This window comes from Clostridium sp. C2-6-12, from assembly GCF_009928485.1.
GTDB lineage: Bacteria > Bacillota > Clostridia > Clostridiales > Clostridiaceae > Clostridium.
Window position 1 is genome coordinate 1 of the sequence record NZ_JAABNP010000058.1, and the last position, 20,965, is coordinate 20,965.

At 28.2% G+C, this 20,965-nt stretch carries 19 protein-coding genes; 16 read left to right on the forward strand and 3 right to left on the reverse strand.

Annotation, left to right across the window (positions count from 1 at the left end):
- Window positions 1-173 precede the first annotated feature (173 nt).
- The 13 genes from GXK56_RS26045 (at window position 174) to GXK56_RS26105 (ending at window position 14,276) form a co-directional block, all read left to right on the forward strand.
- Window positions 174-1,502 (forward strand): hemolysin family protein, encoded by a 1,329-nt coding sequence (locus GXK56_RS26045; RefSeq protein ID WP_160692970.1) that lies wholly within the window; start codon window positions 174-176, stop codon window positions 1,500-1,502.
- A gap of 202 nt (window positions 1,503-1,704) precedes the next feature.
- Entirely contained in the window at window positions 1,705-2,625 is a 921-nt protein-coding gene (locus GXK56_RS26050; RefSeq protein ID WP_160692972.1) for an AEC family transporter, read from the forward strand.
- 359 nt (window positions 2,626-2,984) lie between these two features.
- Window positions 2,985-3,179, forward strand: a complete 195-nt coding sequence (locus GXK56_RS26055; RefSeq protein WP_160692974.1) for a hypothetical protein — start codon at window positions 2,985-2,987, stop codon at window positions 3,177-3,179.
- A 128-nt stretch (window positions 3,180-3,307) separates the two neighbouring features.
- Entirely contained in the window at window positions 3,308-4,120 is an 813-nt protein-coding gene (locus GXK56_RS26060) for a hypothetical protein (RefSeq protein ID WP_160692976.1), read from the forward strand.
- A 100-nt stretch (window positions 4,121-4,220) separates the two neighbouring features.
- The gene (gene tig, locus GXK56_RS26065) at window positions 4,221-5,504 is read left to right on the forward strand and encodes a trigger factor (RefSeq protein ID WP_160692978.1); all 1,284 of its coding nucleotides are present in this window, start codon (window positions 4,221-4,223) and stop codon (window positions 5,502-5,504) included.
- 159 nt (window positions 5,505-5,663) lie between these two features.
- Window positions 5,664-6,263: an ATP-dependent Clp endopeptidase proteolytic subunit ClpP gene (gene clpP / locus GXK56_RS26070; protein WP_160692980.1), complete on the forward strand. Its 600-nt coding sequence runs from the start codon at window positions 5,664-5,666 to the stop codon at window positions 6,261-6,263.
- A gap of 39 nt (window positions 6,264-6,302) precedes the next feature.
- A complete protein-coding gene (clpX, locus tag GXK56_RS26075) occupies window positions 6,303-7,592 on the forward strand; it encodes an ATP-dependent Clp protease ATP-binding subunit ClpX (RefSeq protein ID WP_160692982.1) in 1,290 nt (429 codons plus the stop codon).
- A gap of 270 nt (window positions 7,593-7,862) precedes the next feature.
- Window positions 7,863-9,542, forward strand: a complete 1,680-nt coding sequence (lonB, locus tag GXK56_RS26080) for an ATP-dependent protease LonB (protein WP_160692984.1) — start codon at window positions 7,863-7,865, stop codon at window positions 9,540-9,542.
- Window positions 9,543-9,835: 293 nt separating this feature from the next.
- A complete protein-coding gene (gene lon, locus GXK56_RS26085) occupies window positions 9,836-12,166 on the forward strand; it encodes an endopeptidase La (RefSeq protein ID WP_160692986.1) in 2,331 nt (776 codons plus the stop codon).
- Window positions 12,156-12,752, forward strand: coding sequence for a ribosome biogenesis GTP-binding protein YihA/YsxC (yihA, locus tag GXK56_RS26090; RefSeq protein WP_160692988.1), 597 nt, complete (start codon window positions 12,156-12,158; stop codon window positions 12,750-12,752). Before lon ends, yihA begins: the two co-directional genes overlap by 11 nt.
- Window positions 12,753-12,948: 196 nt before the next feature.
- Complete coding sequence (locus GXK56_RS26095) at window positions 12,949-13,362, forward strand: hypothetical protein (RefSeq protein ID WP_160692990.1); 414 nt, start codon at window positions 12,949-12,951, stop codon at window positions 13,360-13,362.
- Window positions 13,363-13,393: 31 nt separating this feature from the next.
- Entirely contained in the window at window positions 13,394-13,642 is a 249-nt protein-coding gene (locus tag GXK56_RS26100; RefSeq protein WP_160692992.1) for a hypothetical protein, read from the forward strand.
- A gap of 112 nt (window positions 13,643-13,754) precedes the next feature.
- Window positions 13,755-14,276 carry a hypothetical protein gene (locus tag GXK56_RS26105; protein ID WP_160692994.1) on the forward strand — a complete coding sequence of 174 codons (522 nt, stop codon included), beginning with the start codon at window positions 13,755-13,757 and terminating at the stop codon, window positions 14,274-14,276.
- Window positions 14,277-14,500: 224 nt separating this feature from the next.
- Here GXK56_RS26105 and GXK56_RS26110 read toward each other — a convergent pair whose 3' ends face one another.
- Window positions 14,501-15,427 (reverse strand): hypothetical protein, encoded by a 927-nt coding sequence (locus GXK56_RS26110; RefSeq protein WP_160692996.1) that lies wholly within the window; start codon window positions 15,425-15,427, stop codon window positions 14,501-14,503.
- A gap of 120 nt (window positions 15,428-15,547) precedes the next feature.
- Complete coding sequence (locus tag GXK56_RS26115) at window positions 15,548-15,955, reverse strand: Fur family transcriptional regulator (protein ID WP_160692998.1); 408 nt, start codon at window positions 15,953-15,955, stop codon at window positions 15,548-15,550.
- Between the two features lie 454 nt (window positions 15,956-16,409).
- Between GXK56_RS26115 and GXK56_RS26120 the strand changes: the two genes are divergently transcribed.
- Window positions 16,410-16,736, forward strand: coding sequence for a hypothetical protein (locus tag GXK56_RS26120; protein ID WP_160693000.1), 327 nt, complete (start codon window positions 16,410-16,412; stop codon window positions 16,734-16,736).
- Window positions 16,737-16,879: 143 nt separating this feature from the next.
- Window positions 16,880-17,101 (forward strand): hypothetical protein, encoded by a 222-nt coding sequence (locus tag GXK56_RS26125; protein ID WP_160693002.1) that lies wholly within the window; start codon window positions 16,880-16,882, stop codon window positions 17,099-17,101.
- 53 nt (window positions 17,102-17,154) lie between these two features.
- Here GXK56_RS26125 and GXK56_RS26130 read toward each other — a convergent pair whose 3' ends face one another.
- Window positions 17,155-18,639: a nicotinate phosphoribosyltransferase gene (locus tag GXK56_RS26130; protein WP_160693004.1), complete on the reverse strand. Its 1,485-nt coding sequence runs from the start codon at window positions 18,637-18,639 to the stop codon at window positions 17,155-17,157.
- Window positions 18,640-18,887: 248 nt separating this feature from the next.
- Between GXK56_RS26130 and GXK56_RS26135 the strand changes: the two genes are divergently transcribed.
- The gene (locus GXK56_RS26135; RefSeq protein ID WP_160693006.1) at window positions 18,888-20,897 is read left to right on the forward strand and encodes an ATP-dependent helicase; all 2,010 of its coding nucleotides are present in this window, start codon (window positions 18,888-18,890) and stop codon (window positions 20,895-20,897) included.
- Window positions 20,898-20,965: the final 68 nt, after the last annotated feature.

Sequence of the window (20,965 nt, forward strand, 5' to 3'; positions counted from 1 at the left end):
TAATGGATAATAAATCGAGCGAAATTATTGCCAACTTTTACTTGACTCAAACATTTACAGATATAATTTAATTAATATGAATTATTTATGGTATAATAATAATTGATATTTAAAATAATACGCAATTATAAATTAATTTAATAGAACATTTTAAAGGAAGGAATTTATCAATAATGATTAATTTAATAAATATTATAATCGTAATTTTACTTGTATTTATGAATGGCTTTTTTGTGGCTACTGAATTTGCAATGGTCAAGGTGAGAAAATCAAGAATAGAAACTTTAGCAACTGAAGGGGGAAGAAATGCAAAGCATACATTAAAGGTAGTAAGTGATTTGAATTCATATTTATCTGCCTGCCAATTAGGTATTACATTGGCATCCTTAGGACTTGGTTGGGTTGGAGAGCCAACAGTTGCTAATATGCTTAAGCCTTTATTTGAATTACTTAATTTATCAGAAAATACTGTGCATTCAATTTCCTTTGTTTTAGGATTTTCAATTATTACTGGACTTCATATTGTACTAGGAGAATTAGCACCTAAATCTCTTGCTATTATTAGTGCTGAAAAGATAGCTATGTATACAGCATTTCCACTTATATTATTTTATAAGATAACTTATCCAATAATGTGGACTTTCAATCATAGCACAAATTTAGTTTTAAAAGTCTTTGGTATTTCTCAGGCAGAAGAACATAGTGCAGCACATACAGATGAAGAAATTAAGCTTTTAGTTGAAGATAGTTATAAGCATGGATTAATAGATCAAACCGAATTAACATTTGTTGATAATATTTTTGATTTTTCTGAGAAAACAGTAAAAGAAATAATGATACCTCGTATTGATATGGCATGCATTTTTGTTGAAGATTCTTTTGATGAAATTATTAATTTTACATTAGAAGAACAATTAACAAGATATCCTGTATGTAGAGATAGTAAGGATAATGTTATTGGCTTTATACATATTAAGGATTTATATCGTTTAAAATTTGAAGGAAATGAAAATATTGATGAAATTATTAGGGAGATTAAATTTGTTCCAGAATCATTGTCCATAAGTGAATTGTTAAAGACTTTTAAAGAAGAAAAATCACAAATGGCTATAATAATAGATGAATTTGGTGGTACCTCTGGTTTAGTAACCGTTGAAGATATTCTAGAAGAAATCGTTGGAGAAATTCAAGATGAATTTGATGATGATGGAGAAGAAGATATAAGAATAAATGAAAATGGTAGTTATATTGTAGATGGTAAAGTTCTTATTGAAGATATAAATGAATTATTAAATACAGATATTGAAGATGAAAACATAGATACTATTGGAGGATGGATATATTTTCAGTTAAAATCGTATCCTAAAGTAAAAGAAAAAATCAAATATAATAATTACGAGTTTATTATATTAAAGTGTGATAGGAAGAGAATTAGTAAAGTATTAATAAAAAAGTTAAGAGAAATGGAAGAAAAGGAAATTGAAAACAACAATAATTTTTAAGTGCTTTATTGTAATTTAATGAACTAAACTTTTGGGAATAAGAAGAACTAAGAAATACTGCATCAAGTATTTCTTTTTTGTTGATTTAAAACATTACACGTAATAGAGGAAGTAAAATTGCCATGCTATAATATAAAAGTATTAATGTGGATTATAAATAAATTCAGCACTAAAAATAGATCTAAACAGAGAGGATAAAACTATGGAGATTATTTCTACAATTATACAACAAGTAAGCATGATGTATGTTCTTATGGCGATAGGATTTGTTGTATATCGAAAAAAATTAATTAATGAAGAAGGAACAAAGCAGTTATCCAATTTATTGGTTTGGGTAATAAATCCACTCATTATGCTTACACGATATCAAATGGAGTTTTCTATGATTAAACTAAGGGACCTTGGCATCTCATTTATCGTTTCTTTAGTGGCTATGTTATTAGGATTCCTAATAGGAGAAGTAATATTTAAGAAGGACCAGAGAATTAATAAATTTGCTATTGGATTTGCAAATGCCGGATTTATAGGGATTCCTTTAGTTACAAGCATTATAGGAATAGATAAAGTTTTCTTTTTATCTGCATATTTAGTTTGCTTTAATATATTAAGTTATACATATGGGATATATATGGTATCAGGAAACAAAAAGCTTATTACAGCAAAAAGTTTAGCATTAAATCCTGGAATCATTGCAGTGATTTTGGGATTATTGATTTTTATTTCACCAATAAAATTGCCAGATATTATATTTAATGCTTTTAATCTAGTAGGTCAAACTAATACTCCTATTGCAATGATTCTTTTAGGAACTTATATTGCAAAATCTAAAGTTATTACATTATTTTTAGATAGACAGGCCTATTTTGTATGCTTTGTAAAATTAATTTTAATTCCATTGGTGATCATTATATTATTTAAGTTCTTGCCAACTGAACTGGCGGAAATTAAAATGGTTGTCCTAATTGCCATGTCTACGCCAGTAGGACTTACTGTACCGATGTTTTCTCAAATGTATGGAGGGAATTATGAATATGGCGCAAAATTAGTTGGGCTAAGCACACTATTGTCTTTGGCAACAATACCAGTAATATTGTACTTTGCAAACATTCTATGGTCAATATAACCAGCTAAAATAAAAAAAGAGGTGTTAACTAATGATTTAGAATCATAGGAAACATCTCTTTTGTATGTTCATTTGAGAAAGGGATAAATGAACATAGTAATTATAATTATAAAACTTTATAGTATTAAACTATAAAGCGTATGGGCATTAATTTTTATAACTTTATTATACAATAAACAAATAAAAAAACAATATTTTTTTATATTCCGACAAATTGTTGGCAAAAATAGTGATAATTTTTTATTAATGTAAATTCAATTGGATAAATAGTTTGATTTTGCAAAAGAAATCCTATAGAATCTTACGTACATAAGGGGTAAAATAATAATTATTAAGATTTATTTTAAAGGAGAAAATATATGATTAAAATTGCAAAAGAAGATTTATTAAAAAATTCTATAGATTATGAAGACTATTCAAAAAATATATGTTCTTTAACAGTAGAGGAATTAAAGGAGGCAGGTCTACTTCAATGTGGAGGTTGTTGCTTAAAGGGAGACAAAAATCATAGTAAATGTAGTGGGTGTAAAAGTAAAGAAAGCTGTAAAAAATAACTTATATATTTTAAGATTTTTGGAGAAATATAAAAATATTAAATATGTTGTAGATTTAAAGAAAATAATAATATATAATGGATATGTTTATGATTTAAATAGATAAAAAGATTTGGAGGGAGCCATCTTTGGGAAAGCCAAGTATTTTTAGCAGAGAATATGAAAAGAAAATGAGGAAAAGAAGAAGAAACATTATTATTATTTCCTTGGCTATATTAGCAGTAATATCGGGGCTAGTAATTAGAGTTATATGTAATCCCATAGATTATGCGAATATTAGAAAAAATATACAAGCTTGGATTGATAGTGATACTACTAATGTTGCAGAAAAAACAAAAGTTGAAAATCAAGAAACAATAAAGGAAGAAGTAAAAGAACCTATTGAAAAAGAACCACCTAAACCAATAGAAGAATCAATAAGTGTGGTTTTAATTAGTGGAAATGCTGCTAAGGCTATTTATACTAATGATAATAATGGGGGAAAAATATTTAAGACTTTAGAAACTAACGAAAAAAATGTGACTTTTAATATAAGCCCATCTGGAAAGCAAATGATAGTTACAGATAATAATTTAGTAATTACCTTGTATAATGTTGATGGAACATCTAAGGTGGTCTCTAAAGATCAATATGTTTCGACTAATGGAAGTGTTTTTCCAAGAGATAATGCTTTGAAAAATAATCCGGAATATTTATGGAATGTAAATGCAAAATTTATTAACGAAGAAAAAATGATTTTCATAACTAACAGACCATATTTTGGAGCTGGAAATCTTAAACAGTATATATGGTTAAGTGACATTCAAACAGGTACAGATAAAGTTATTTGGGATCTTTCTGGAACTAATATAGAAATTGGTGAAAAGGAAGAAAAAGGTGTAAAAATCACTGTTGACAGCAGGATTTATTATATAGATGTAAATGGAAATTATGTTCAATAAAGATAATATTAATAAATTATTTGATATAATTTAGACATTTATGGTATAATGACTTAGTTAAATTTAAAGTCGCACACTATTTTAGGAGGAAAGAATAGAAATGAAAGCTAAAGTGGAAAAAATAGAAACAAATGTGATTAAATTAGAAATAAGGGTTGAAGCTGAAAAGTTTGATGCAGCAATAACTAAAGCTTACAATAAAAACAAGAGTAGATATAATATACCAGGATTCAGAAAAGGAAAAGTACCAATGGCAATGGTTAAAAAATTCTACGGAGTTGAAGCATTTTATGATGATGCAGTAAACTTTGCTATTGATGAATCATATCCAGCAGCATTAACAGAAGAAAATATCAAACCTGTAGATTATCCACAAATTGATATTGTTGAAATTGGAGAAGGTAAAGAATTAGTTTATACTGCAACTGTTACTACTTATCCAGAAGTAGAACTTGGAGAATATAAAGGTTTAGATATAAAGAAGCCTGTATACGAAGTAGAAGACAGTGAAATTGAAAAGCAAATTGCTGATATGCAAGAAAAGAATGCTAGAATTGAAGTGAAAAAAGAAGGTAATGTAGAAAAAGGTGACATTGCTGTTATAGATTTTAAAGGATACATAGACGGAGTTGCTTTTGAAGGCGGTGAAGGAACTGATTATTCTTTAGAAATAGGATCAGGTACTTTCATAGATAACTTTGAAGATCAATTAATAGGATTAGCAGTAGGCGAAAAGAAAGAAGTTAATGTTACTTTCCCAGAAGCTTATGGTAAAGAAGACTTAAACGGAAAGCCAGCAATGTTTGAAGTTGAAATCAAAGCTATTAAAGTTAAAGAATTACCAGAATTAGATGATGAATTTGCTAAAGATGTAGCAGCTGTTGATACATTTGCAGAATTAAAAGAAAATCTTAAAAATACATTAGTAAAAAATAACGAAGAAAAAGCTGACAGAGAATTCGAAGAAGCTGTTATTACTGCAATAATTGAAAACACTAAGATGGATGTTCCAGAAGTAATGATAAGTAAAGAAATTGATTCTATGATGCAAGACCTTGAAGGAAGATTAAAATATCAAGGATTAAGCTTAGAACAATACATGGAGTTTACTGGAAATACAACTGAAAAAATGAGAGATTTCATGAAAGAAAATGCAGAAAGAAAAGTTAAAGCAGATTTAGTTCTTGATGCAATAGCTAAAGCAGAAGATATTAAGGCTACTGAAGAAGAATTAAATGCTAGAGCTTTAGAATTAGGAAGAATTTATGGACCTAAAGATCCAGAAAAAATGGCTAGAATTTTAGTTAAATCTCAAAAGAACATGATAGAAAAAGATATCATAATAGAAAATACTCTTAAATTTATAAAAGAAAATTGCAAATAATTTATTTTGAGATATAATATAAAATAAGTAATATTGATTAACAGATTGCCAGAAAAAATATTTTTTCTGGCAATTTATTCAAATTATAATTAACAAACCAATAAAAAAATTATATAATTAAAGTTAGATAGAAATTTAAAGTTAAAAGGGAGGATTTACATGAGTTTAGTACCAATGGTTGTAGAGCAAACAAGTAGGGGAGAACGTTCCTATGATATATTTTCAAGATTATTAAAAGAAAGAATAATCATGTTAAGTGGTGAAGTAAATGATGACACTGCTAATTTAATAGTAGCTCAATTATTATTTTTAGAAAGCGAAGATCCTGATAAGGATATTTATTTATATATAAATAGTCCAGGAGGATCAATAACATCTGGAATGGCTATTTACGATACTATGCAATATATTAAATGTGACGTGTCAACTATATGTATTGGAATGGCAGCTTCAATGGGAGCATTTTTACTTTCATGTGGAGCTAAAGGAAAGAGATATGCTCTTCCAAATGCGGAAATAATGATTCATCAACCACTTGGAGGATTCCAAGGTCAAGCAACAGATTTTGAAATACATGCAAAAAGAATATTAAAGATTAAAGAAAACTTAAATAAGATATTAAGTGAAAACACTGGTAAGCCTTTAGATACAATTAAAGCGGATGTTGAAAGAGATAATTTCATGAGTGCCGATGAAGCTAAAGAGTATGGATTAGTAGATGAAGTAATAACTACACACAAATTAGGAAAAGATAAATAAAAGAATATTTAAAGTTATAGTTTTAAGTGAGGTGAAAATATGGCTAAATACGATGAAAAGAAGCAGTTAAAGTGTTCATTTTGTGGTAAAACTCAAGAACAAGTAAAAAGATTAATTGCAGGTCCTGGAGTATATATTTGTGATGAATGTATCGAGTTGTGTTCTGAAATAATTGCAGATGAATTTCAAGAAACTGTTGACTTTGATCCTAAAAGTGTTCCAAAGCCAAATGAAATTAAAGAGTATTTAGACTCTTATGTTATTGGTCAGGAAAGAGCTAAGAAATCTTTATCAGTAGCCGTTTATAATCATTATAAAAGAATTAATACTAATAAAGAAGATATGGATGTTGAATTATCAAAGAGTAATATATTATTACTAGGGCCAACTGGTTCTGGTAAAACATTACTTGCACAAACTTTAGCGAGATTTTTAAATGTACCGTTTGCCATAGCAGATGCTACAACATTAACTGAAGCGGGTTATGTTGGGGAAGATGTTGAAAACATTCTTCTTAAATTAATTCAAAATGCAGATTATGACGTAGAAAAAGCTGAGAGAGGTATTATATATATAGATGAAATAGATAAGATTGCAAGAAAATCTGAAAATCCATCTATTACTCGTGATGTATCTGGAGAAGGTGTGCAACAAGCACTATTAAAGATACTAGAAGGAACAGTTGCATCTGTTCCACCTCAAGGCGGAAGAAAACATCCTCATCAAGAATTCATTCAAATAAATACTTCAAACATATTATTTATTTGTGGTGGAGCTTTTGATGGCGTTGATAAAATAATTGAAAATAGAACAAGAAAGAGTTCTATGGGATTTGGAGCACAAATTCAAGGTAAACATGAAAAAGATGTTGGAAGTTTACTTAAGGAAATTATGCCTGCAGATTTATTAAAATTTGGTTTGATTCCTGAATTTGTTGGAAGACTTCCAATTCTTGTTACATTAGAGTCTTTAGATAGAGAGGCTTTAATTCAAATATTAACTAAACCTAAAAATGCTCTTGTAAAGCAATATAAGAAGCTATTTGAAATGGATGATGTTAAGTTAGAATTTAACGATAAGTCTTTAGATGCAATTGCAGATGAAGCTATCTCTAGACAGACTGGTGCTAGAGGCCTAAGAGCCATTATCGAAGATATAATGAACGAAGTTATGTATGAAATACCTTCTGACAGTAGAATTACAAAGGTTACAATAACTGAAGAAGCTATTAAAGAAAAGAAAGAACCTACAATTGAAAGGCTTGAAGAAGGAAAAATAAGACCTAGTTTAGTAAAAGCTAGAACTAAAAAAGATATAGAATCTGCTTAATATTAATTAAATTCCTCATTCTTAAGAATAAAGAATGAGGAATTTTTTCTATATAAATCTTATTAATAATTTACAAATTAAATTTAGACTACTTGAATTTTAAAATAATATAAAAAATTATAATTATCTTTTATTTAATTTCTTAATTAAGAATATATTTGTTATTTTAAGCAAATAATAGTAGATATAAAAATAGAAGGAGGAAAGATATATTATTAATAATAAATATATGGTAAAGCCAAATGTTATTATTAAATATATTTAATAGCTATGACAAATATATTTATGATTTTGCAAATAGTAGTTTTAATTCTGATGATTTATGTTATTTTTAATTCAATAAATAAGCAGCCTGTTAAGAATAAAAGCGTTGTAATTGATAAAGAAAGCACTAAAGAGCTTAATAACTTAATTAAACTGAGGCAAATAAAACTTTCAGAGCCTTTAACCGAAAGGAGTCGACCAACTGCCTTTGAAGAAATAGTTGGCCAAGAAAAGGGAATTAAAGCATTAAAGGCTGCACTGTGTGGTCCTAATCCTCAACATGTAATTATTTATGGACCACCTGGAGTTGGAAAGACTGCAGCGGCTAGATTAGTATTAGAGGAAGCAAAAAAATCAAAGGTATCACCATTTAATACTCAAGCTAAGTTTGTTGAATTAGATGCAACAACTTTAAGGTTTGATGAGAGAGGAATTGCTGATCCACTTATTGGTTCAGTACATGATCCTATATATCAAGGGGCAGGTTCATTGGGAATTGCAGGTATCCCTCAGCCCAAACCAGGTGCAGTAACCAAGGCTCATGGAGGAGTTTTATTTTTAGATGAAATTGGAGAACTTCATCCCATTGAATTAAATAAATTATTAAAAGTATTAGAAGATAGAAAAGTGTTTTTAGATAGTTCTTATTATAATCCAGATGACGCTAATATGCCTAAATATATTAAAGAGGTATTTGATAATGGGCTCCCAGCTGACTTTAGATTGATAGGTGCAACTACAAGGTCTCCGGAAGAAATAATTCCAGCAATAAGATCAAGATGCGTAGAAATATTTTTTAGAGCTTTAGTTCCAGAAGAAATATCACAAATTGCTATGAATTCAGTTAGCAAGGTAGGGTTAAATATAGAAAGAGAAGCAGTAGAAGAAGTAAGTGAATATTGTACAAATGGAAGGGAAGTTATAAATTTAATACAATTAGCTTCAGGTATTGCAATTAATGAAGAGAGAACAGAAATAACATTAGAAGATGTTAAATGGGTATTAGAAAATGGGCAATATAATAAAATAATCACCAATAAAATTCCGGATATATCTAAAATTGGAGTTGTTAATGGATTAGCAGTATATGGAGCTAATATAGGTATACTAATGCCTCTTGAAGTAAGCTGCAAAAGAGTTAATGATAGAAGAGGAGAACTCAAAATAACTGGTATAGTTGAAGAAGAAGAAATAACAAACAACAATAAGAAGATAAAGATGAAAAGCACAGCATATTCTTCTGTGCAAAATGTACTTACTGTTTTAGATAATCTATTTGGGTTATGTACAGACAAATATGATATTCATGTCAATATTTCAGGAGGAATGCCGGTTGATGGGCCTTCAGCAGGAATAAGCATTGCAACAGCTATATACAGTGCAATAACTAAGCAAAAGGTAAACAGGTTTGTGGCTATGACAGGAGAAATAAGCATATTAGGGTCAGTAAAAGCCATAGGAGGGGTTAAATCCAAAATAGCTGCTGCATTTAAGAGTGGGGCGAAAAAAGTTATAATTCCATATGAAAATTATGATCCATCAATAAATGAAATATGCGAAATAGAAGTAATTCCAGTAGATAATTTTAAAGAGGTAATTAAAGTTGCTGTAGAAGAGCAAGAGATAATTACCGATAATGATAGAGAAATATTATCAGCAGAAGCCAATAAGGTTTTAAATGGCTAATATACAGAAAGCTCTAGCTATTAAATTTGAAAAATTTATTTCTAATTTGATAGCTTATTTTTATTTAATAATATTTCTTTCAAATTGTGATATATATGTTATAATAAATAAATTAAAAACAATTATAATAAAATATATGTATATAATAATTGGTGTTATTTTGCTTATTTTGTAAAAATACAAAGATATGAGTAAGTTTTTTATATTAAGAATCATTGAAAAAGTTAGTTAATATGTGTATACTAAATAAGTCAAAATAAATAATGTAATATGATATAGGGGGAAATAGTAAAATGAAAAAGTCATATACACTTCCACTAATTCCTTTAAGAGGATTAACTGTTTTTCCTAATGTGGTTGTACATTTTGATGTTGGGCGAGAAAAATCTACAGCAGCTATTGAAAAAGCAATGGAAAATGGTCAAGAGATTTTTCTTGTAGGTCAAAAAAATTCTATTGTAGAAGAGCCAAATCAAGATGAAATCTATTCAATCGGAACTATATGTAAAATAAAACAAATCCTTAAGATGTCAGATAATACTATTAGAGTGCTTGTAGAAGGAGAAGCAAGAGCTAAGATAGTTAAATATATAGAGGATGAAGAAAATTATATAAAGGTTTCAATAGAAAAATTAGGTGATAAAGTTGTTAAAAATGAAGAATTAGATGCTTATATTAAATATTTAGATAAAGAATTTCTAAAATTATTAAAGCTTAACGAAGAAAATTATGGAGAGTTTGTTAAAGTGGTTAGTTCCACTGAAAAACCAAGCGACTTTATAGATATGGTAGCTTCTTACGCAATTACAGATGAAATGTTAAAGCAAGAAATACTTGAAACTATAAATTTAGAAAAAAGAGCAGAGAAAGTATTAGAAAGAGTAAAAGTTGAAATTTCAATTGCTAAAATACAAAGAAAAATAGCAAATAAGGTGAAAAATACTGTTGCAAAAGAACAAAAGGATTATTATTTAAGAGAACAGATAAAAGCAATTCAAGAAGAATTAGGTGAAGATGATCAAGAAAAGAAAGAAATTGCTAAATATGAAGAAAGAATTGAAAGATCAAAATTAAGTAAGGAAGTAAAAGAAAAAGCTACTTATGAATTAGCAAGACTTAAAAATATGAATTCTGTTTCATCCGAAGGGAATGTTATCAAAACGTACTTAGATTGGATATTGGATATTCCTTGGGCAAAATTTACTAAGGAAAATATTGATATAATTAAAGCTAGAGAAGTTTTAGAAAGTGAGCACTACGGTTTAGAAGATGTTAAAGATAGAATTATCGAGTATTTAGCTGTAAAACAATTTAGTAAATCTCAAAAAGGCCCAATACTGTGTTTGGTTGGCCCTCCTGGTGTTGGAAAAACGTCTATTGCAAAATCCATTGCTAATGCAATAAATAGAAAATATACAAGAATTTCTCTTGGTGGAATGAAGGATGAAGCTGAAATAAGAGGTCATAGAAAAACTTATGTAGGAGCTATTCCAGGAAGAATTGCTTATGCACTTAAAGAAGCTAAATCTATGAATCCACTTATGCTTTTTGATGAAATAGATAAGGTAAGTGCAAACTATAAAGGAGATCCTTCAGATGCATTGCTAGAAATATTAGATAGTGAACAAAATAAGGATTTTAGAGATAGCTATTTAGAAGTGCCTATGAATTTATCAAAAGTACTATTTATTGCAACAGCAAATACTTTGGATACCATACCTAGACCTCTTTTAGATAGAATGGAAGTTATTGAAGTATCAGGATATACTTATGAAGAAAAGTTTAATATAGCAAAGAAACATTTAATAACTAAGATATTTAAAGAATTAGATATTCCAGATGATAAAATTAAGATAGAAGATGATTCTATTAGTGAAGTTATAGAAGGATATACAAGAGAATCTGGAGTACGTGGATTAGAAAGAAAACTAAGCTCTCTTATAAGAAAATCTTTAGCTGAAATGTTAAAGCAAAAAAAAGATGGATATACAGTAAAAGTTGAAGATGTAGAGAAGCTTTTAGGTAAGAAAATTTTTGGATTTGACAAAGTGGACAAGGTAGATAAAGTTGGTGTGGTAAATGGTATGGCATGGACTGCATATGGAGGAGATACTCTTCCTATAGAAGTCATGGTAATGTCTGGATCTGGAAAATTAGAGCTTACAGGTAAGCTTGGAACTGTTATGCAGGAATCTGCAAAAACTGCCTATAGCTATGTTAGAGCTAATGCAATTGAATTTGGTATAAGCGAGTCTTTTTATAAAGAAAAAGATATTCATATACATGCGCCAGAAGGTGCAGTTTCTAAAGATGGCCCATCAGCAGGAGTTACTATGGTAACAGCACTTGTATCAGCCTTATCAGGCAAAAAAGTTAAACATAATGTTGCAATGACAGGTGAAGTTACATTAACAGGTAGAGTACTTCCTATTGGAGGATTAAAGGAGAAATCTTTGGCAGCATTTAGAGCTGGTGTAGATACTATAATAATTCCAAAGGAAAATGAGAAAGATATAGATAAGATACCACTTTCTATTAGAAATAGTCTAAACATTATTTCTGCTAAAGAAGTAAATGAGGTATTAAAAAATGCTTTAATTGGAGAGGATACAAATGAGAATTAAACAATCAGAATTTATTACCTCAGCAGTAAAAAGAGAACAATATCCTATTGACAACCGAGTAGAAGTTGCTTTTGTTGGAAGATCAAATGTTGGGAAGAGTTCTATAATAAATTCATTAACAAATAGAAAAAAGTTAGCTAAGGTTAGTCAAACTCCAGGAAAAACAAGACTAGTAAACTTTTTTCTTATAAATAATGATTTTTATTTAGTTGACTTGCCTGGATATGGATATGCAAAAGTATCAAAGGCAGAAAAGGATAGCTGGGGAAAAACAATTGAAATGTATTTAAAAGATAGAGAACAATTGAAAAGAGTTGTTTTGCTTGTAGACTCAAGGCATAAACCAACAGGTGATGATATTATGATGTACGAATGGTTTAAGCATTATGGTTATGACGTTGTAGTTATTGGAACAAAAAGTGATAAAATTACACGCAATGAGTTAAAAAAGAATGAAAAAGTAATAAAGGATACATTGAAATTAAAGCCAGAAGATAAATTATATTTCTTTTCTTCTTTAAACAGAGAAGGAAGAGATGAGCTTATTGATAATCTTTTCTTAGAATTCGCTAAGGATATAGATTAATTTTTGAGTTAATTGAATAATATTAATAGGTTTCAATATAATTAGTTTATATTTTGAGATCAGAAGATGAAAACATCTATTATAAATAAAAAAATTTATAGTAGATGTTTTTATTTTAGAATTAATGTGTCAAAAATTATGAGGTGGAATAATATATAGTATAAAAAAGAAAAAATATTTCCAAGGAGGAATAAATATGGAGATGAATGATATCCTAAACGGTATAAATTCATGCGACGATGATTGTTGTGAATCAATGTCTGACAGTTGTGGATGCACACCAAACTTTGGAGGCCAAGGAATTGGAGGTTTTCCAGGTGGTTTTGGACAAAACCTTAATGGTTGTGGATTTGGAAGCTGGATTTGGATCCTACTAATATTATTTTATTGTGGTTGTGGAAAGAATTTTGGTAGAGGCAGATATGATAATTGTTGCTGCGAAAAGAAACGCGATTGCTGCTGTGAAAGAGGAGGCGGCTATGGTGGTGGAATATTTGCTAACTGCTCATCATACTTGTTCTTATTAGTAATTTTGTTCTTGTGCAATACTAATAATGGTAAAGCAGGATTTGGTGGAATAGGACCAAATATTGGTTGTGGGGCTTGTTAAAGTAAATATTTTTTAGAAAGGAGAGATTGATATGTCTAGAAAGAAATGTTGTTGTAAAAAGAGACATGATGATTGCTGCTGTAATTCAATGTCTAGTAATTCTGGTCTATTTGGGGGCGGAAATTCCTGCACACCAATATTATTCTTATTAATAGCATGTGGATCAGGATTATTGAATTGTAATAAATCATATCTAATTATTTTACTATTCTTATTATGTGGTGGATGTTTTTCTAACATTTTAGGTTCTGGAAACTACCAAGAAGAATGTTGCTGTTAGGATAGTTGATAGAGGGCTTTTTAGCCCTCTAAAAAAATAACTAAAAACATAAACATTTTAGCTTGTAAATACATATATTAAGAAGAGGCAATTAGAATTGAGAGGAATAAAAATGGCTAAGCACAAACATAGAGAACAAAGTGCAAGAATAAACGATGCAAATAATAATATTAATAGTAATGCTAATAAAAGTATACCGTTTGGTATAGATCCTATGCAACTTATGGGCCTATTAGGGGGGAATTTTGACATTAATAACATGGGGAACATGTTATCGTCTATGAATACTAATGGATTTAACTTAGGTAATTTAGGCTCAATTGCTAAAATGATGGGAATAAATTTGGATAATAATTTTTTACAAGGTAATATGAGTACTCAAAATAATGATTTTAATAAAAATGGTCATACAAATATTAATCAAAATAAATCATATAGTACAAATGCAAAGACTAATGTAAATCAAAGCGTAGATAAGAATAATAAGAAAGATATTAGTGAAAAAGAGTTAAAAGATAATGATGTTAACTTAGAATTTTTAATGGCACTAAGAAGTTATGTTCATCCGGATAGAGTTAAATTTATAGATAAGATAATAGAAGCATATAAAAATGGAGAATTTGAAGATAATTAAAATAATATATTTAATTATAATGTATACAAAAAAGAAATGTGTCAATAATAATAATGTAATAGAGAAATAAATCTCTTACGTACTTAATGAAAATCCTTTTTATTTCATTAAGTAACCCCTCATCCCCCTTTAGGCCGCATATGCGGCCTTTAATTTTGTATAAAAATAAAATATAGATTACTTGTGAATGTTGAATGTCTAGATTACAATTTGAATTTATTAAGTTATTTAATTTTTTGTATAGAATTTATTTTGTATGAATCATTAATTTTTTCTAAATCTATTAATATTGTAAATTCGCTTTTATCACTTTGATTACCTCTATAACTGCTCTTTTCAAAGGATAATCTCCATCGCAAATTGGAAGGTGCGTAATCCTCGTTCCATTTATAATCATAGAAAAATCCATTTTGAAAAGTATAATTGTAATTATCCTTATCAAGACTCCATAAAAGAGATAAATTTCCTTTATCAATTGAGGTGGTAAAAATATCTGGAAGTTCATCAAAAATGTAAGGGAGCTGAACAATATCTATAAATTTAGTTACTGAATCAAAAGAAGGTATCTTTGAATTCTCTTTACTAGTGTCTAAAATTGTATCATTAATTAGCATAAAACTATTTAATGAAGCAGTTCCTTCAGAAGAGGATATTGAAAAACATTGAGGTGTTTTAGAATTTTTTGAATCTAAAATACCTAAAATGTTATTATTACTGGAATAAACCAAAGAATAATTTTTTTTATCCCAATGAAATACATAAGAAATAGGTTTATTATCTTTTGAACCTTGAATTATAAGTTCAGGAATAGTATCTCGTGAAATGTCATTAATGAAAGCTTTTGGCTGCCAATGAATATTATTTGTAAAAAGTGTTTTATCATCAATTAAAGTTGATAAATAAACATTATCATTAGAAGAAGTTATGCTAAAATCTATTTTGTTTTGAGAATTTATCTGTTGTAAGATTTCTTTTTTCCCATCTCCATTTAAATCGGTTTTTATCTCTTGAATTAAATTAACTGGAGAAATAGCTTCTTTTGAAGCACTGCTGTTATAAATAAAGTAAATTATAATTGTGGAAATAATTAATACTCCTATATAAAATAATTTGTTAATTAAATTCTTTTTATTTACTATCACAACTTTCATTATGTATCACCTCAATAAATTATATGTTGATATTTAAGTTCATATTAATAATATAGAGGCCATAAAATAAAAAAAGATTATAACATTAAGTAAAATACTTAATGTTATAATCTAAAAATATTATTGGCAATTAGCACAATAACCATAAAAATAAACTTTATTAGATATGATTTGATAATCAGTATGTTCACTTGCTAAAGAATTAAGATTATCAAGAGCTAAATTCTTAAAATCATCAACTCGCCCACAACCTAAGCATTGCAAATGAGGATGAGGAGAAGCATTTCCATCATATCTAAAATTACCTTCACCAACATTTATTTCCTGTATTAAACCAACATAAACTAGTGTTTTAAGCGCCTTGTAAACGGTGGCTAAACTCATAGTGGGATATTGAATGTGAATGTCTGTATATATAATATCAGCAGAAGGATGAGAAGTTGTATTTATTAAATAGTTATATACTGCAAGCCTCTGAGGAGTAAGTTTTAACTTTTTTTCCTTAAATATTGAAGCTATATGGTCCATTTGTGATACCTCTCTTATATTATATTTATGACAAAATTATAGCATATATATTTTATAATATCAATGGAAATAATTCGTACTATTTGCAAATAATAATTATCATTTATAGAAAGGCTATTACTTTGAATAATAATTGTCAATTTAGACTTTTTAGTTTACTTTTTAAGGGAAAAAGATTTTACGTCTATGTAAATTATTTAAAGATGTAGGCAGCATTATTTGTATTAGCGCTAATAAAACAAAATTTTAATAAAAATGTTTAAAAAGTTATTGTATAATAAGAAATAATTTGCTAAAATATAACTGAGGAGTAAATGTTAAAATATTAACAATCTTCTTGAGTTATTAAAAGGGATTACTCCACAGAAAAACACAAATTTTATTACAGACTTCTTAATGAGATAGCCTATGATAAAAGATGCGAATATATGAATTAATAAGGAGGCGTATTTTTGTGGCAAAGTATAAAGTTGGGGATGAATTAATCGTAGTAAATGATCCAAATGAGGATAACGCAAAATTAAAGGAATTAACAACATTAAATGTTGATGGAGATTTTGCACAAATATCTTGGGGGATTAAGATATTAGAAGTGGAATATGATATGCCAAATGTAACATTGACTTATAAAAATGTTAATGGCAAAAAGAATAAAGTTTTTGCAGAGTGTAATGATGTAGAAAACTTTGATAAGGAAAAAGTATTGGAAAAAGCATTACTTAAAGCATTCCAAAATGAAATTATAAATATTTCTGTTGGTAAAAATTATTGTGGAATATAATTAGTTTAAATAAGAGCAGCTTTGATAAAAAGTGCTCTTTTTATTTTGTAAAATCTTTACTTTTTTAATTATATGTAATATAATTTATTCATAAATTTATGAGATTTGTAAAATGTTAGATTATAAAAGGGTGGCGGGGTTTTATGAGTAAATGTCCATTTTGGTCAACAAAAAAAGAAAAAGTCGAATGTTATAATGAATGTCCTTTATTAATTGGAGAATCATCAGAAAGGCTTGGCAATGAACATTGCGTTTTTAATGAGTGTGCAGAATCAGGAAATATTAATTTTAGAGATATTTCAAAAGAGGATTATGGCTTATTAAGTTTTTCAATGTATGATGATGATAAAAGTATTATTTATTAAAATAAAGAAAGCTTAGAATTAGTAAAAGGTTCTAAGCTTTTCTTATTTTGATTTTAATCTTGTGGTTCATAGGAATCTGTAAATTTATGAAGTAAAGATTGTTTTAAAGACCATAAGTTTTGTGATAAATCAACATAATAAGTATGAGGATTTTCAAATCTAAGCACTTCTGGCCATAATTTCTCAGTTTCAATTTTTGAAAATTCTTTAATATCTAAAACAGTAGGTGATTCATAAATGCAATTACCCTTATCAAATATTTGAATTTGAAGTTCTTTAGTATAATAATTTCTTAATCTTTTTCTTTTCCAAGTATGTACTGGGTCAAATATGATTAAAGGATCTTTATCGTTAATGATTTCATCTCTTAAAGTTATTAAATCAGCTAGAGCTTTATGAGAATTTTTATCAAAGATTCGTATAATTTTTTTAAATCCTGGGTTAGTTATTTTTTCATCATTTTCGCTTATTTTAATTTTAGGTATTAATTCTCCATCACTTTCTAAAGCGACTAATTTATATACACCACCAAATACTGGTTCGGATTTTGCAGTTATAAGTCTTTCACCAACGCCAAAAGAATCAATGCGTGCACCTTGATCTAAAACATCTTTTATAATATGTTCATCAAGAGAATTTGAAATTACTATTTTACAATCGTCATAGCCCGCAGCATCAAGCATTTCTCTACATTTAGTTGTTAAATATGTAATATCACCAGAATCTATTCTAATGCCTTTTGGTCTTTTCCCTTGAGGCTTTAAAATTTCATCAAATACTTTTATTGCATTTGGAATACCTGATTTAATAACATTATATGTATCAATTAATAATACACAGTCATCTGGATAGATTTCTGCCCAAGCTTTAAAAGCATCGTATTCAGTGTCATATAATTGAACCCAGCTATGAGCCATGGTTCCTATAGCAGGAATATTAAACATCCTATCAGATAAAGTACAAGCTGTTGAACTACAGCCTCCAATGATTGCAGCTCTTGCACCATATATTGCACCATCATAACCTTGAGCTCGTCTTGAACCAAATTCCATTACAGGACGTCCTTCAGCAGCTCGGCATATTCTGTTTGCTTTTGTTGCAATTAAAGTTTGATGATTAATAGTCAAAAGAATCATTGTTTCTAAAAATTGTGCTTGAATTACAGGTCCACGAACAGTTACAAGTGGTTCGTTAGGAAAAACAGGATTTCCTTCAGGAACAGCCCAAACATCACATTCAAATTTAAAATTCTCTAAATAATTAAGGAATTCTTCTGAAAACGTATTTTTATTTCTTAAATATGTAATATCATCATCAGTGAACTTTAATGACTTTAAGTATTCGATTAGCTGTTCAACACCTGCCATTACACAATATCCACCTTCATCAGGAATCCTTCTGAAAAACATGTCAAAGTAAGCTATTTTATCCTTGAGGCCTTTATCAAAATAACCATTACCCATAGTTAATTCATAGAAATCAACTAGCATTGTTAAGTTTCTTTCATCTCTTACGTTAAAACCAGATTTATTATTCATATTTATCTCCTTTGAATAAAAAATATAAAAAAATTTTGTTTAATAATAATTTGTAATATAATTTCTTAATAATAAAAGCACATAAAACTATTGTACATCTATAACTCTTTGATTACAATATAGTTGCTGCTTGTTCTAAAAATAGAAAATATGGTTAAAATTAAAGTGAATCTTAGATAAATATGAAAAATAGTAAATAGCAGTATTAGAATAAAAATATTACTAAACGAGAAAGAAGGCAATAAATTTTGACATACAACCTTGATAAATATCAGATGAAGGCAGTAAATGCAGAGGAAAGAAATACTTTAATAGTCGCAGCTCCAGGGTCAGGGAAGACTACAGTTATAATAAATAAAGTTAATCATTTAATAGAAAAGAAAAAAGTTTCTAATGGGAATATTATTGTAATAACTTTTACAAAAGCAGCAGCCCAAAACATGAAAAATAGATATATACAGATGTTTAAGAAAAATACAGCACCTTTTTTTGGAACTTTTCATGGACTTTTTTATAAAATTCTCTTAAGGTCTGGGAAGAATATAGATATAATAGAGGGTGGCATTGCACATAAAATAGTGAGTAATGTATTAAGTAAATATTTTGATGAAGTAAATGAAGATAAAATCAAAGAAGCTATAAATAATATTTCATTATATAAAACATCTAGATCAGATTTGAGTGAATTTAAACCCTCACTATCAAAGGAAATTTTTCAAGAAGCATTAGAAAAATATGAAGAGTATAAAAAAGAATATAATAAAAAAGATTTTGATGATTTAGCAATAGAGGTATTGGAATTGCTAAAAAATGATGAAAGTATGCTTTTTGCCTATAGAAAATTGTTTAAATATGTATTGGTAGATGAATTTCAAGACTGTGATGAAATGCAAATAGATTTTCTAAAATTAATTAATGATGGAAAGGAAAATAATCTTTTTGCTGTGGGAGATGAAGATCAATGTATTTATTCATTTAGAGGATCTAAGCCAGAATATATGGTAAGCTTTGATAAAATTTTTGATGAAGGTAAAAAATATTATTTATCAGTTAATTATAGAAGTAATATGAATATAGTTGATAAATCAAAAGAAATAATAAGCTTTAATAAAAAAAGAAATAATAAAGAAATTAAATGGAATAAAGAAAATGCAGGTATAATTAAATGGTTTAGTCCATATAACGAAAGAATGGAGGCGGAGAGTTTAACAGATATCATTCAAGATAATAAAAGAAATGGGATCCCATATGAAGATAATGCAGTATTGTATAGAACAAATATGGAATCTATGACAATGATAGATGTATTAACCAAAAGAAGGATTCCATTCACCTTACTAGATAGAGAATATAACTTCTTTGAGCATTTTATATGTAAGGATTTAATTGCTTACTTAAAATTATCTATAAATCAATTTGATATAGATAGCTTTATTCAGATAATAAATAAACCTTTTAGATATATAAGCAAGAGTAACCTTTCATATGTTAAAAGTTATGATAAGCAAGAGGATCCTTTTACAATATTAATGGATAAACAGGACACACCTCCTTTTCAAAGGAAGAAACTTGATGAGCTGAGGAAGGAAATCAATTATTTAAATAAAATTTCATTATCTTCAGCTATAGCTTATATAGTTATGGATTTAGGATATATTGATCATATAAAGGGATATGCTCAAAAGCTTAATCAAAGTTCAGAGGATATGGAAGATATAATAGAAGAATTTAAATTAGCAGCTGAAGGATTTAAAACAATATTTGAATTTTTGCAGCATATAGAAGAAATAAAGGAAACAATAGAAGAAAGTAAGAAAAAGACAAAAAGAGAAGGGGTTATTTTGAGCACTATTCACGGAGTGAAAGGCATGGAGTTCCCCAATGTATATGTTATTAACTGTGTAGAAGAAACAATACCTCATGCTTCAAGCATAAAGGATAATATTGAAGAGGAAAGAAGACTGTTTTATGTTGGTATAACAAGGGCGATAGATAACCTATATCTATTTTCACCAAGAAGTAGAAGAGGGCAGTTTAAGGAAGTTTCAAGATTTGTTGTTGAAGGTAAACTAAATGATATTCCTGTGGAGACTTATGGTTATGAGGTTGGAAATAAAGTAGCTCATAAAACTTATGGTCTGGGAGAAATTGAAGAACTTAAAGAAGATAAAATAAGTATTAGTTTTGATAATACTATTAGGAGTTTTTCTTTTAAGATATTGATGGATAATGGATTGATTCAAAAGGTTGAGTATTAATTCTAGTAACAAGATCGAGTAGGAGCTAAATAATTATTTTATTTAGCGTCCTCTCACACCACCGTACG

Excerpts from the sequence above, each read along its gene's own strand:
- GXK56_RS26045 (WP_160692970.1), top strand. The coding sequence starts at position 174 with ATGATTAATTTAATAAATATTATAATCGTAATTTTACTTGTATTTATG.
- GXK56_RS26050 (WP_160692972.1), top strand. The coding sequence starts at position 1,705 with ATGGAGATTATTTCTACAATTATACAACAAGTAAGCATGATGTATGTT.
- GXK56_RS26055 (WP_160692974.1), top strand. The coding sequence starts at position 2,985 with ATGATTAAAATTGCAAAAGAAGATTTATTAAAAAATTCTATAGATTAT.
- tig (WP_160692978.1), top strand. The coding sequence starts at position 4,221 with ATGAAAGCTAAAGTGGAAAAAATAGAAACAAATGTGATTAAATTAGAA.
- clpP (WP_160692980.1), top strand. The coding sequence starts at position 5,664 with ATGAGTTTAGTACCAATGGTTGTAGAGCAAACAAGTAGGGGAGAACGT.
- clpX (WP_160692982.1), top strand. The coding sequence starts at position 6,303 with ATGGCTAAATACGATGAAAAGAAGCAGTTAAAGTGTTCATTTTGTGGT.
- lonB (WP_160692984.1), top strand. The coding sequence starts at position 7,863 with ATGACAAATATATTTATGATTTTGCAAATAGTAGTTTTAATTCTGATG.
- lon (WP_160692986.1), top strand. The coding sequence starts at position 9,836 with ATGAAAAAGTCATATACACTTCCACTAATTCCTTTAAGAGGATTAACT.
- yihA (WP_160692988.1), top strand. The coding sequence starts at position 12,156 with ATGAGAATTAAACAATCAGAATTTATTACCTCAGCAGTAAAAAGAGAA.
- GXK56_RS26095 (WP_160692990.1), top strand. The coding sequence starts at position 12,949 with ATGGAGATGAATGATATCCTAAACGGTATAAATTCATGCGACGATGAT.
- GXK56_RS26100 (WP_160692992.1), top strand. The coding sequence starts at position 13,394 with ATGTCTAGAAAGAAATGTTGTTGTAAAAAGAGACATGATGATTGCTGC.
- GXK56_RS26105 (WP_160692994.1), top strand. The coding sequence starts at position 13,755 with ATGGCTAAGCACAAACATAGAGAACAAAGTGCAAGAATAAACGATGCA.
- GXK56_RS26110 (WP_160692996.1), bottom strand. The coding sequence starts at position 15,427 with ATGAAAGTTGTGATAGTAAATAAAAAGAATTTAATTAACAAATTATTT.
- GXK56_RS26115 (WP_160692998.1), bottom strand. The coding sequence starts at position 15,955 with ATGGACCATATAGCTTCAATATTTAAGGAAAAAAAGTTAAAACTTACT.
- GXK56_RS26125 (WP_160693002.1), top strand. The coding sequence starts at position 16,880 with ATGAGTAAATGTCCATTTTGGTCAACAAAAAAAGAAAAAGTCGAATGT.
- GXK56_RS26130 (WP_160693004.1), bottom strand. The coding sequence starts at position 18,639 with ATGAATAATAAATCTGGTTTTAACGTAAGAGATGAAAGAAACTTAACA.